Source organism: Aquimarina sp. AD1 (assembly GCF_003443695.1).
GTDB classification, from domain to species: Bacteria; Bacteroidota; Bacteroidia; order Flavobacteriales; family Flavobacteriaceae; genus Aquimarina; species Aquimarina latercula.
Window position 1 is genome coordinate 3,852,589 of record NZ_CP031966.1, and the last position, 13,475, is coordinate 3,866,063.

General features: G+C 30.0%; 14 protein-coding genes and 1 tRNA gene. 4 read left to right on the forward strand and 11 right to left on the reverse strand.

What is annotated here, in order from left to right; all coding sequences use genetic code 11:
- Window positions 1–37: 37 nt before the first annotated feature.
- The 4 genes from D1815_RS16625 to D1815_RS24015 all read right to left on the reverse strand — a co-directional run bounded on the left by D1815_RS16625 (window position 38) and on the right by D1815_RS24015 (window position 1,926).
- Window positions 38–487, reverse strand: a complete 450-nt coding sequence (locus D1815_RS16625; protein ID WP_027394516.1) for a GNAT family N-acetyltransferase — start codon at window positions 485–487, stop codon at window positions 38–40.
- 10 nt (window positions 488–497) lie between these two features.
- Window positions 498–929 (reverse strand): ribose 5-phosphate isomerase B, encoded by a 432-nt coding sequence (gene rpiB, locus D1815_RS16630; protein WP_027394515.1) that lies wholly within the window; start codon window positions 927–929, stop codon window positions 498–500.
- A 580-nt stretch (window positions 930–1,509) separates the two neighbouring features.
- Window positions 1,510–1,749 (reverse strand): hypothetical protein, encoded by a 240-nt coding sequence (locus tag D1815_RS16635; RefSeq protein ID WP_027394514.1) that lies wholly within the window; start codon window positions 1,747–1,749, stop codon window positions 1,510–1,512.
- 54 nt (window positions 1,750–1,803) lie between these two features.
- Window positions 1,804–1,926, reverse strand: coding sequence for a hypothetical protein (locus D1815_RS24015; RefSeq protein WP_255420143.1), 123 nt, complete (start codon window positions 1,924–1,926; stop codon window positions 1,804–1,806).
- Window positions 1,927–2,221: 295 nt separating this feature from the next.
- On the opposite strand from D1815_RS24015, the gene rnr reads away from it, so the two are divergent.
- The 3 genes from rnr to D1815_RS16655 all read left to right on the forward strand — a co-directional run bounded on the left by rnr (window position 2,222) and on the right by D1815_RS16655 (window position 5,894).
- Window positions 2,222–4,420 carry a ribonuclease R gene (rnr, locus tag D1815_RS16645; protein WP_118388319.1) on the forward strand — a complete coding sequence of 733 codons (2,199 nt, stop codon included), beginning with the start codon at window positions 2,222–2,224 and terminating at the stop codon, window positions 4,418–4,420.
- A gap of 66 nt (window positions 4,421–4,486) precedes the next feature.
- Complete coding sequence (locus tag D1815_RS16650; protein WP_027394511.1) at window positions 4,487–5,161, forward strand: head GIN domain-containing protein; 675 nt, start codon at window positions 4,487–4,489, stop codon at window positions 5,159–5,161.
- A gap of 40 nt (window positions 5,162–5,201) precedes the next feature.
- Entirely contained in the window at window positions 5,202–5,894 is a 693-nt protein-coding gene (locus D1815_RS16655; RefSeq protein ID WP_027394510.1) for a LysE family translocator, read from the forward strand.
- A gap of 38 nt (window positions 5,895–5,932) precedes the next feature.
- Here D1815_RS16655 and D1815_RS16660 read toward each other — a convergent pair.
- Window positions 5,933–6,003, reverse strand: a tRNA-Cys gene (locus D1815_RS16660).
- A gap of 53 nt (window positions 6,004–6,056) precedes the next feature.
- A complete protein-coding gene (folB, locus tag D1815_RS16665; RefSeq protein WP_027394509.1) occupies window positions 6,057–6,413 on the reverse strand; it encodes a dihydroneopterin aldolase in 357 nt (118 codons plus the stop codon).
- Between the two features lie 152 nt (window positions 6,414–6,565).
- Between folB and D1815_RS16670 the strand changes: the two genes are divergently transcribed.
- Window positions 6,566–8,620 (forward strand): glutamine--tRNA ligase/YqeY domain fusion protein, encoded by a 2,055-nt coding sequence (locus tag D1815_RS16670; protein ID WP_118388322.1) that lies wholly within the window; start codon window positions 6,566–6,568, stop codon window positions 8,618–8,620.
- Between the two features lie 58 nt (window positions 8,621–8,678).
- Here the strand turns inward: D1815_RS16670 and D1815_RS16675 are convergent, their stop codons facing one another.
- From D1815_RS16675 to D1815_RS16695, 5 genes are all read right to left on the reverse strand, one after another.
- Window positions 8,679–9,191, reverse strand: coding sequence for a hypothetical protein (locus tag D1815_RS16675; RefSeq protein ID WP_118388324.1), 513 nt, complete (start codon window positions 9,189–9,191; stop codon window positions 8,679–8,681).
- Between the two features lie 284 nt (window positions 9,192–9,475).
- Entirely contained in the window at window positions 9,476–10,420 is a 945-nt protein-coding gene (locus D1815_RS16680) for an SPFH domain-containing protein (protein ID WP_027394506.1), read from the reverse strand.
- 63 nt (window positions 10,421–10,483) lie between these two features.
- On the reverse strand, window positions 10,484–10,663 hold the full coding sequence (locus D1815_RS16685) for a DUF4177 domain-containing protein (RefSeq protein WP_027394505.1): 180 nt from the start codon (window positions 10,661–10,663) through the stop codon (window positions 10,484–10,486).
- A gap of 129 nt (window positions 10,664–10,792) precedes the next feature.
- A complete protein-coding gene (gene gltX / locus D1815_RS16690) occupies window positions 10,793–12,304 on the reverse strand; it encodes a glutamate--tRNA ligase (RefSeq protein ID WP_118388326.1) in 1,512 nt (503 codons plus the stop codon).
- A 114-nt stretch (window positions 12,305–12,418) separates the two neighbouring features.
- The gene (locus D1815_RS16695; protein ID WP_118388328.1) at window positions 12,419–13,456 is read right to left on the reverse strand and encodes an alkane 1-monooxygenase; all 1,038 of its coding nucleotides are present in this window, start codon (window positions 13,454–13,456) and stop codon (window positions 12,419–12,421) included.
- Between the last annotated feature and the right edge of the window lie 19 nt (window positions 13,457–13,475).

A 13,475-nucleotide genomic window follows, 5' to 3' on the forward strand; every position in this document is an offset into this window, starting at 1 on the left:
TATTTTAAAACAAAAAACCAGTCTTAAGACTGGTTTTTTATGATTTTACCATAGCAATATGGGGAATACCATCTTCTAAATATTCTTCTCCTATTTGTTTAAAATTGTGTTTTTTATAAAAATTTTTAAGATAACACTGTGCCGATATCTTAATCTCGTCTTTCGTATATTGATCTTTTATTGCTATTATGCTTTGATTTATCAGATCGTGACCATAACCATATTTTCTTTCAGTTTCTGACACTACAACCCTGCCGATACTCGCTTTTTCAAAATAATCACCAGCGTCAAAAATTCTAGTATACGCAACAATATTATTGTTTTTATAACCAATAACATGAAGTGCTTTTTGATCTTTATTATCAACGTCTTGATAAACACAATCTTGTTCTACAACAAAAACCTCAGCACGTAAGCGCAAAATCTTATATAATTCAGATGTAGAAAGTTCTTCAAAACTTTTTACTTGAAACAAAATATCACTCATAGCAAAAGTTTTAGCACATAGATATTTTTTCTACTCTATTTTGATGTCTACCTCCTTCAAATTCAGTTCCTAAAAATGTTTTTACCATTTCTATAGCTTGTGGTAATGATGTAAATCTAGCTGGAATACTTATTATATTAGCATTGTTATGTAATCGTGTTAATTCTGTTATTTCTTTAGTCCAACATAAACCAGCACGTACATTTTTGTATTTATTAGCTGTCATAGAAACACCGTTCCCACTACCACATATTAATATTCCAAAATCAACTACACTACCATCCACATCTTTTGCAACGGGATGAACAAAATCTGGGTAATCTACACTGCTATTTTCATCAGTACCATAATTTATAACCTCTATACCTTGAGATTCTAGGTAAGTTATTATTTCGAATTTATACTCGGTTCCTGCGTGATCATTTCCGATAGCTATTTTCACAACTTTTAAGTTTTAAATTATTTATTGATTTTTTCAGATTATTTATTAATAACAAAGATAATTCAAAGAAAAAAAGTAAAGTTCAAAAAATCAATAAATTACCTTAATGTTACCTCAATGTTAATAACTCCTTATAGTGTGTTAACATTAGATGTGGATAAATAGTTCCTAAAATTGAGAAACTTTTTTTGGTTCTTTTAATTATTATTAGAATACAAGGTTAGTTATCACAAATCAAAATTTATTAGCATCTTTTTCTTGTGAAGTTTTTAAACATTAATTCATTGTTATCAACTATGGTTTTTCCGTAAAAATATTAATAAAAACATGTGTTTATAAACTATGAACAGCTGTTAATTAAAATCTAGTTTTATAAGATTCTCAATAACTTAACCATTTCATATGTTGTTAATATAGTTTTGAAAAATTAAACTAACTTAATAAGCAACTAAAATTTACAAAAGTTATACCGCTATCAACACTACATAATAATCACTATTTTATTTTTTAAATTTAAAGAAAGAAAAAGTATTATATATGATATATGTTGAAAACTACTTTAAAATAGAATTTATAATTCTTAGATGATTCTTAGATGAGAATTAGAATTAAGATCATCTATTATTTCTTGAACTCTTATTTTATCTTTGGAATGAATTTTTAGATTGATTCCTCCTAATGCATTGGAGTAAAATGGAAAAACTCCTATCATTGTTTCATTCTCAAAAAAATAAGAAATTCCTTCTCTTTCCAAAAGAAGTCGTAATATTGCATAATCGTTTGGATAAGTAAAGGTGGCAATTGTAATAAAATCTTTCATAGAAATAATCCAGGTAATAGATTATCTAAATATACAAATTATCTAAAAAAACAATTAGTTGATTTGTGTAGCTTCCTTATCAGAATGTATACCTCCATTGATTTCTGATTTTTCGTCGGTATCTGTTTTTTGATCCATTGTATTTCCTATATAAACCGTAGAATAATATATACCCACTAAAAATATTAGTAAGAATAGGAATATAATCTTATGAATTTTTTTGATTTTATATGTCATATACTTAACCCCAAACGAATAAATAACAATCTTGGTATATTAAAATTAAGTAAATTTTAAGAAAAACAACAAGATTTGTTGATATTAATTATTTGTAATCTATTGATTTACAGATAATATATTTTTTTAACTATAAACAATAACAAAATTCAATATTTAATAAAAGTTTATATAGAAAACAAGATATGTTAAAAGATAAGCTGTAATTTTATATGATATTATTTAAAAGACATTAATGAAAAGAAAAAGAAGAAGAGGAAAAAAGTCTCCTAAAATAGAAAATATTACCAGAGGAATACTAAAAATACTTAAAGCAGAACCTACTAAAACATTTAATTATAAACAGATTGCAGCTAAATTTGGTGTAGATGACCCTAGTAGTCGAAATCAAATTATTAAAAAACTAGCACAGCTTGCGGCAAAAAAGGAAATAGAGGAAATTGATCGAGGTAAATTTAAAATTGTACCCAATATTAACACATATTCTGGAGTATTAGAAATTACATCAAAAGGAACTGGATATGTGATAGTGGAAGATTTAGAAGATGATATTTTTATTCCAAATAATAACCTTAATAAAGCTCTTAATGGTGATGAGGTAGAAGTGTATGTTTACAAAAGAAAAAGAAGAGGTAAGAGTGAAGGAGAAATTTCTAGAATAATTTCTAGAAAGAAAGATGAATTTGTTGGCGTTATCGAGATACAGAAAAATTATGCATTTGTAAATATGCAAGATGGTAAAATGTATACGGATATTTTTATTCCAAAGAATAAAATAAAAAATGCCGAAAATGGAGATAAAGTATTGGTTAAATTAGAGGATTGGCCAGAAAAAGCAGATTCTCCATTTGGTAAAGTAATAAAAGTTCTAGGTAAGCCTGGAGAACATAATACAGAAATTCATTCAATTTTAGCGCAATACGGATTACCGTATGAGTTCCCAGAAGAAGTAGAAACTTTTGCTAATGATTTAGATACTTCAATTCAGGATGCTGAGATTGAAAAGCGTAGGGATATGCGTAAAATATTAACGTTTACAATTGATCCTAAAGATGCGAAAGATTTTGATGATGCATTATCGTTTGAAGTTTTAGAAAACGGTAATTATGAAATAGGAATACATATTGCAGATGTATCGCATTACGTAAAACCAGGAACGATATTAGATGATGAAGCTTACGAAAGAGCAACATCTGTTTATTTAGTGGATAGGGTAGTGCCTATGTTACCAGAAGTTTTATCTAACAATGCTTGTTCCTTAAGACCTCATGAAGAGAAGTATACATTTTCTGCTGTTTTTGAATTAAACGATAAAGCAGAAATTAAAAATCAATGGTTCGGAAGAACTGTTACTTATTCAGATGCACGTTTTGCTTACGAAGAGGCTCAGCATATCATAGAAACCAATGATAATGTTATACCAAAAGATATTTCTTTAACTGGAAAAGAATATAAAGCAGATCAAAAAATAGCAGAAGCAGTATTAAAAATGGATGAGTTAGCTAAAATAATGCGTGCTAAACGAATGGGACAAGGAGCTATTTCCTTTGATAAAGTAGAAGTAAAGTTTAACTTAAATGAAGAAAACAATCCCGTAGGAGTGTTTTTTAAGACTTCTAAGGACGCTAATAAGCTTATTGAAGAGTTTATGTTACTTGCTAATAAAAAGGTTGCAGAATACATCGGAAAACAAAATCCAAAGAAAACTTTCGTATATAGAGTCCATGATGAACCTAATGACGAAAAACTTGCTGCATTGCAGAATGTAATTGGTCGCTTTGGTTATAAATTAGATTTAAGAGATCGTAAGACTACTACAAGTTCATTAAATGGTTTATTAAAGGATGTTCAAGGTAAAAAAGAACAAAATCTAGTAGATACATTAGCAATACGAAGTATGAGTAAGGCGGAGTATAAAACTCATAATATTGGACATTATGGATTAGCTTTTGATTATTATTCTCATTTTACTTCACCAATAAGACGTTATCCTGATGTTATGGCACATCGTTTGCTACAACATTATTTAGATAGTGGAAAATCAGCTTCAGAAGAGGAATATGAAGAACGATGTAATCATAGTAGTTCTATGGAAAATTTAGCTGCAAGTGCAGAAAGAGATTCTATAAAATATATGCAGATTAAGTTCATGAAAGATCATGAAAATGAGGAATTTATTGGAGTAATTTCTGGTGTAACTGAATGGGGTATTTATGTAGAAATTATTAGCAATAAATGTGAAGGAATGATTAGACTAAAAGATATGAATGATGATCATTACATATTTGATCAAGATGAATATGCTGTAGTTGGTCAAAATTCTAAAAAAACTTATCAATTAGGCGATGAAGTATATGTGAAAGTGAAAAATGCAGACCTTGTAAAAAGGCATTTGGATTTTACACTATTAGGAAGTAAACAAGAAATAGAATAAAGAATAATAGTAATCGTTAATCAAAATATAAATCACACATTTATCAATTTTAAATTTATTTAGGAAATGAAAAAAGTAATATTTCTTTCGTTATTATTTGTGGTATCCTTATTAAACGCACAAAAGGTTATAACAAAAAATGTTGGAGATTTTAATGAACTTAAAGTCTTTGATAAAATAGAAGTGAAACTCATTAAGGGATCTGAAAATAAAGTAGAAGTTTCAGGAATTAGTAGAAAAGAAGTGGATGTTGTTATTAAGGATAACGTACTTAAAATTAAGATGTCTTTAAGTAATACTTGGGATAATAATGATACAAAGGTTATTGTTTATTATACTGATATTAAGAAGTTAGATGTAAATGAAGGGGCAAAAATAATAGTTAAAGAAGTACTTATTGGCGGTGAATTAGATTTACGAGCTCAAGAAGGTGGTGATATATATGCAGAGATTGAAGCAGAAAAATTATTAGCACGAGCTGTAAGTGGCGGTGGATTGCATTTAGAAGGAAAAGTAGATGAACAAGAAGTTACCGTAAAAGCAGGAGGACAATTTATTGCAGAAGATTTAAAAACTAGAAGCACACAGGTTAAAATTAGTGCTGGAGGAAGAGCAAATGTAAATGCTAGTGATTATGTAAAAGCAAATACAGCTGCAGGAGGTACGATTAGAATTTATGGAAATCCAAAAGAAGTGGATGGAAAAAAAGTTTTTGGTGGTAAGATTATAGAGGTAAACTAAGTAGTATTTTCTAACTTTGTAAGAAATACGCTTACATTTTATGTTTCAAGACGCTCAAGCAGCAATATTTTTAGGATTTATATTAGCCTTTTTAATTGGGCCAGTATTCTTTGTATTACTAGAAACCGCCGCTATAAAAGGATTTAGAGCAGCTTTAGCAGTCGATCTAGGAGTGATATTTGCTGATATTGTTTTTATTTTAATAGCATATTTTAGTACGAATCAGATTTTAGAAAAAATAAAAGATGATCCTGCTTTGTTCGTTTTTGGAGGCATGTTATTAGCTACCTATGGTGCAATATCATTTATTAAGGAAAGAAAAAATTATAATAAACTTAGAGATACATCAGTTGAGATTATTAATAAGCACAATTATTTTGTGCTTTTTTTTAAAGGATTTTTATTGAATTTCATAAATATTGGAGTTTTAGGTTTTTGGATAGGAATTATTGTGGTTGCAGGACCTCAGATGGATATGAATACCAATAGGATTTTTATCTTTTTTGCTATGGTTTTAGGGACATATTTATTTATAGATGTGCTTAAAATGTTGTTAGCAAAACGTTTAAAAAGAAAATTAACACCTAAACGTACTTATTTAATAAAAAGAACTATTAGTATTATTATGGTTGTTTTTGGAGTTTTTCTTATCATAAAAGGGGTTTTGCCAGAAACGATGGAAAAAAGAATTCAAGATAAGATCGAAAAAATTAAACCGGAATCCGGTTTTTAATAAAAAAAGTCCTGTAATTTTTACAGGACTTTTTTTTGAGGTGTCGAGCGGATTCGAACCGCTGTAGATGGTGTTGCAGACCACTGCCTAGCCACTCGGCCACGACACCCTTTTCATCTTCGAGGGCAAATGTAAAAAAATTTATGGTTACTTCAGATTTATTTATCTTTTTTTACTCCTAGTAATTGTAACCATTTGTACATTACCGCCTATAGGTGGGTTAATTTTAGAAACATCAACGGTCGCTTTATTCACCAGAGGTAGCTCTTTCAATATACGAGTTAAAATTCGTTCTGCAGCATGTTCTAATAGTTTAGAACGAATAGCCATTTCTTCTTTTACAATGTGATTAAGATGCACATAATCAACAGTATCAGAAAGATTATCTGATTTGGCAGATGTATTTAAATTAGCTTTAATTTTTAAATCAACTCTATAATCAGAACCAATTTTTTTTTCTTCAACCAGACATCCGTGATATGCATATATCTTGATGTTTTTAAGCGTAATTAAACCCACAAATTTTTTTTTCAAAGGTAATAGAATCTTTCAAAAGAATTTACAGGAAAATAACCCTTTTATGTATTGATAGTGTAACATTGAAATAGATATGAAACAATTGTTGTGTATCATTAGAAATATTAGGTAGTTTTGTATTTTATTTTTATCCAATGACAGAAGAAAAAAAATCACTCAATTTTTTAGAACATATTGTAGAAGAAGATTTAGCGAATGGAATGAATCCAAAGGATTTACGTTTTCGTTTTCCTCCAGAACCCAATGGATATCTACATATTGGTCACACTAAAGCTATAGGAATTAGTTTTGGTTTAGGTTTGACTTATGATGCACCTGTAAATCTTCGTTTTGATGATACAAATCCAGCAAAAGAGGAGCAAGAGTATGTAGATGCTATTAAAAAGGATATTTCTTGGTTGGGATATCAATGGGATAAAGAATGTTATTCTTCTGATTATTTTCAGCAATTATACGATTGGACTGTAACCTTGATTAAAGAGGGAAAAGCATATGTGGATAGCCAGTCTTCAGAAAAAATTGCGGAACAAAAAGGAACGACTACAGAACCAGGTATTAATAGTCCTTTTAGAGATAGATTGGTAGAGGAAAATTTGGATTTATTTGGTAAAATGAAAGCAGGTGAATTTGATGAAGGAGCACATGTGGTAAGAGCCAAAATTGATATGGCAGATCCTAATATGTTGATGAGAGATCCGTTGATGTATAGAATATTAAAGAAGTCTCATCATAGAACAGGTGATGAGTGGTGTATATACCCTATGTATGATTGGACTCATGGAGAAAGTGATTATATTGAAAATATTTCACATTCATTGTGTTCTTTAGAGTTTAAACCACATAGAAAATTATATGATTGGTTTTTGGATCAAATTTATAATAATGAGAGCATAAGACCTAAACAGAGAGAATTTGCACGACTTAATTTGAGCTATACAATAATGAGTAAACGTAAGTTGTTGCGACTAGTTAATGATGATATAGTAAAAGGTTGGGATGATCCAAGAATGCCGACTATTTCGGGTTTAAGGAGAAGAGGATATACTCCTGCATCCATAAGAAAGTTTGTAGAAACTGTAGGTGTAGCTAAAAGAGAAAATGTTATAGATGTTTCTTTATTAGAATTTTGTGTGAGAGAAGATCTTAATAAAACAGCTCCTAGAGTAATGGCGGTGTTGGATCCAGTAAAATTAGTAATTACTAATTATCCTGATAATGAAGAAGAATGGTTAGAAGCAGAGAATAATCCTGAAGATGAAACGGCAGGTTCTCGAAAAATTCCTTTTTCTAAAGAATTATATATAGAAAGAGACGATTTTAAGGAAGAAGCAGGTCGAAAATATTTTAGATTGACGTTAGGAAAAGAAGTTCGTCTAAAAAATGCATTCATAATTAATGGAGAAAGCGTTGTTAAAGATGATCAAGGAAACATTATAGAAATTCGTTGTACATATGATCCAAAAAGTAAGTCGGGTAGTGGTACAGAGGAATCCAAGCGTAATGTTAAAGGAACATTGCACTGGGTATCTATAAAACACGCTATTAAAGCAGAGATTAGGTTATATGATCGTTTGTTTAATGATGAAGCTCCTGATAGTCATAAGGAAAAAGATTTTATGGATTTTATTAATCCAAGTTCTTTAAATGTTATTACAGGTTATGTAGAACCAAGTCTTAAAGAGGTCAATCTATTAGAACAATTTCAATTTCAAAGGTTAGGTTATTTTAATGTAGACCCAGATAGTAAATCGGATGCTTTAGTTTTTAATAAAACGGTAGGTCTTAGGGATACTTGGGCTAAAGTTAAACCTGTTTCGAATAAACAAGCGAATAACGGCAACAAACCACAACCTAATAAGCAACGAGAAGTACTTGCAATAGATGAAATTAAGAGAGCAGGGAAGAAGTATACTAATTTACCTGAAGAGAAGCGAGAAGCGCTTAAAATAAAGATTTTAGAAGCTGCGAAAAAAGTAGAAATAGACGAATTGGTTCCACTCTATGGTACTGCCGCTAAAAAGATAGGTACTCGTATTGTAATAACTTTGGCATTAGGTGTTGTTCTAGAAACTAAAAATATAAAGCCAGATGAAGAAGCTGTGGATTTTCTATTAAAAGGAAAAGAAGATGCTAATGAACTTTTAAGTAAAGAAGCGCAAATTATAGCTAGCAGATATAGTATTGGTTAGAAATATATTATTAGATAAAAAAAAGAGATGAATATCATTTTTCATCTCTTTTTTTTATCTAATAATCTGCAGCTATATGCTCATCTTGAGGTATTTCAATTTCAGTTTCGAAATTTTTAAATATTTTTTTGGTTTCCTCATCATCAAGTAATTTATTAGATTCTATAAAGTACCATTTTTCTTTCTTTTTGTCATAAAAACCAAATAAAGAACTTTTTAATGTTACATCGCGTCCATTAAAATCCATTTTTATAGTATTCTTAACTAGACATCGGTATTCTTTTTTTTCTTTTTTTATATCTGATACACCATTAATTTTTGAGCTAACAATTTTAATCTTTTGAGCAGTCATTGTTCTAAATACTTGCTCAATATCATTTTTTAATTGCTCTTCACCATATTTTTTAAAAATTTTTGGATGTGTATAGTCCAAAAGAGTATTTACATCTTTTTTAAGGGAAGCTTCAGAAATAGCTTTTGCATCTCGGATTGCTTGTTTTTTTAATGTGTTAACATTTTGGGAAAAAATGCTTCCGGAAATCAAAAGAAGTATAAATAGGTAATTTTTCATTTTTGTTTGTTGTAAAAACTATTTTTTGTTATATCAGAAAAAACTATATCATTAGTTTTTACATAGTTTTTCCTTATTAAAAATGGGTTTATATTAAAGACTGTAAGGGAAAATAAAAGTTGCATAATATAATCTTATCTATTTGCTATAAAAATGCTCTTAAAACCGTCCAATTCAATTTTTAGCAAAATTAGTGATTTGTAAACAGAGATTATTATTAAACTTATAAAAAATAAAACCCGATCATAATATGTGATCGGGTTTTGTTATTTTATAAGATAATTCTATGCATCTGGTTTTTTTCCACCGATACCTTTTTTAGCATTTTGTCTTTTCATTTCTTCTCCTATTTGATTAGAAGCAGTAAAAGAAGCAATCATATTATTTAACATATCACTTCCTGCTTGTGGAGAATTGGGTAATAATATTAAGTTACTATTAGTTTCTTCTCCTATAGACTGTAACGTATCATAGTGCTGTGTTACTACGATAAGAGCAGAGGCTTCTTGAGAGTTGATACCCACGTTATTTAGAACATCAACACTTTCTTCTAATCCTCTAGCAATTTCTCTCCTTTGATCTGCAATACCTTGACCCTGTAATCGTTTACTCTCGGCTTCTGCGCGAGCTTTAGCTACTATTTTAATACGTTCAGCTTCAGCCTCATATTCTGCTGCAACTTTTTCACGTTCGGCAGCGTTAATTCTATTCATAGCTTCTTTTACCTGAAGATCTGGATCGATATCGGTAACTAATGTTTTAATAATATCATAACCATAGTTCACCATAGCTTCATTAAGCTCTTGTTTTACGGCAATAGCAATATCATCTTTTCTTTCAAATACATCATCTAACTTCATTTTAGGAACTTCTGCACGAACTACATCAAACACATATGAGGTAATTTGATCATGTGGATTTTCTAATTTATAAAAAGCATCATATACTTTAGCTTTAATTACTTGGAACTGTACTGATATTTTTAAACGAACAAATACATCATCTTTAGTTTTCGTTTCTACTAGAACGTCTAACTGTTGAATTTTTAGATTTATTCTACCTGCTATTCGATCAAAAACTGGAATTTTGAAATGTAGTCCAGAATTTCTAATGCTTAAAAATTTACCAAAGCGTTCCACGACAGCTGAGGTCTGTTGTCTTACTGTGAATATTCCTGATATAAGAATTATAAAACCGAATATCACTAGCGGTATTAAATATAGTCCCATTGTTTTTATATTAAAAGTTAATAGTTGAAATGAAGTTACTAATTAATTGTAAATCATTGCATATTATTTTGCTATAGTTATCATTGCGGTAGACATGCCTGAACTACTAGAAGTTCCGAAGGCGACTGAGATAATTTCCCATCCTTCTTGAGAAGCTTTATTTAGAGTATCTTCAGCTTGCTTTCGTAGTTTTTCGGTTGACCATAAATTTGATAATTTAAGAACTTTATATTGCTTTCCCATTGTTGACATTATTTATAATATATATTATATCAGTATATATTTATTGTAAATTGTTACAACTAATAAGATAAAACCCCTCTATCTAATTAAGATAGAGGGGTGTTTTTATAGTTTAGAAATTTATAAATATTATAGTTTTTCTATAATAGCTTCGATTCGTTTTATAGTTTCATCCTTACCTATAATTTCTATAATTTTGAAGATGTCAGGACCTTGTAATGATCCTACTAACGCAATTCGTAAAGGCATCATGATTTTACCAAATCCAATTTCTTTAGATTTTATCCAGCTTTTAACTGTATTAGAAATGTTTTCCGCGTTGAAATCATGAATATCACTAATTATTCTGGTGAGCTCGTGCATTAAATCAGGAGTTTCTTGTTTCCAGGCTTTTTTAGTTGCTTTTTCATCATATTCTGAAGGAGCAATGAACAGAAACTTACTAAGATCCCAGAGGTCTTTAGAAAAAACAGCTCGTTCTTTTATTAGTTCAATTACGTCATTTAGATCATAAGAAGTAGAAATATTATTTTCAGAAAGTATTTGTTGCAATTGTTCCACGTGTACCGAGTTCTGAGCTAGCTGAAAATGTTGTTGTTGGAACCACTTAGTTTTTTCAGGATCAAATTTTGCTCCGGCTTTGTTAACTCTGGTTAGATCAAACTCATTTATTAATTGTTCTAAAGAAAAAAGTTCTTGCTCTGTTCCAGGATTCCAACCAAGAAAAGCAAGCATGTTAATGACTGCTTCTGGTAAATATCCATCTTCACGATATCCAGAGGCTTCTTCATTAGTTTTAGGATCTGTCCATTGTAAAGGAAAAACAGGAAACCCCCCGGTGATTCCATCTCTTTTACCTAATTTTCCTTTGCCTGTTGGTTTTAGTATTAGAGGTAGATGAGAGAAGCTAGGAGCTTTCCATTCTAGAGATCTATACAATAATACATGCAGAGCTAAAGAAGGTAACCATTCCTCCCCGCGAATAACATGAGTGATTTGCATTAAGTGATCATCTACTATATTGGCAAGATGATACGTTGGCATTCCATCACTTTTAAATAATATTTTATCATCTAATATATTAGTATCTATAGTAATGTCTCCACGTACTTCATCAGTTAAATGTAAAGTTTCATCTGTAGGACATTTAAAACGGATTACATATGGATCACCAGATTCAATTTTTAGTCTTGTTTCGTTATCTGATAGCGACAACGAATTATTTAACTTGGATCTGTTATGCCAATTATATATAAAGGTTTTACCTTTTGCTTCATGATTTTTTCTGTGTTCAGTAAGCTCATCGGATGTATCAAAGGCATAATAAGCATGACCATTTTTTATTAATTGATCAGCATATTGTTTATATAAGTGCTTTCTTTCACTTTGTTTATATGGACCAAAATTACCTTCTTTACCTGGGCCTTCGTCAAATGGAATATTACACCAGTTTAATGATTCAGTTATATAATTTTCAGCACCTGGAACATATCTATTTTGATCAGTATCTTCTATTCTAAGAACAAATGTTCCTTTGTTTTTTTTTGCAAAAAGATAATTAAATAGAGCAGTTCTTACTCCACCGATATGAAGAGGTCCAGTTGGACTTGGGGCAAATCGTACCCTGATGTTTTTTGTCATAATCTTTGTTTTTTGCTGAATAAGACGTGCAAAAGTGATGGCAAAGATACGATCTAAAATAAGTGTTTAAAAAAGATTTTATCTAATAAATATATATAAAAAACTATAAATAATTTATGGTTTCATTTCGGTAGGTACTCTTTTATTCATAAGTATAAACCAAAGAGGAGGGAGAAGCGCAATTACCATCGAAGTTGGGTAACCAAACGGTAGCTGAGGGCTCTTATCATGATGATCAAGAATTTGGTATTTTTTAGATGCACGATAGTGATGATCACTATGTCTTGTAAGTTCAAAAAGTAGTATACGCCCTAATAAGTGATTAGAGTTCCAGGAGTGAATTTCTCTAACTCTTTCATATCTACCAGAAGTGTTTTTGTTTCGTTTAAGACCATAATGTTCTATGTAGTTGATAGTTTCTAACAATAGGAATCCAATAACTCCGCTAGAAATTGCGATGTAAAAACCGTAAAGATCAAAAAAGAAGTATATAGATCCTAGGTATAGTGTTGTAATAATTAGATACCAAAACATATCATTTTTGATTGAGAAAAAAGAGAGATTGTTTTGGGTTAATAATTTGGTTTGAATTTTCCAAGCACTTATATATTGACCTATAACAGAAGTGATCCAGAATAAATATACAGGTTGGTTATATTTGGCGGTAGCTGGATCTTCTGTTGTAGCTGCTTTTAGATGATGACCAAAATTGTGTTCGATATAAAAATGCATATATAAGGAGGGTAGTAGTAGTGCTTTTGCTATAAACCTTTCATTTGTAAAACGATGACCTAGCTCGTGACCCACGTTAATACCATTAGCTCCAAGAACTATTCCTGTTGATATTATGATACCTATAATTTCATAGAGGGATAAGGTATTCTTAGTAATAGTATATATGGCATAGAATAAAATGTAATATATCAGAGGAAGATTGATGTAAAGTAACCAATCGAAAAGACGTTTTTTTGATTTAGATAAACGAAGATCTTCTTCTAAGTTTTCATTGGATGCGGATGTAAATAATTCTAAAAAGGGAATTAGCCCAAATACATATATAGGAGTTAAATAAGTATAGATTCCTTGTAACCATATGCTTAGAAATGCAACAACAGGAATGGTGTATGCGGATATATATTTTAAATCTTTCATAATAAGTTACTGTATAGGG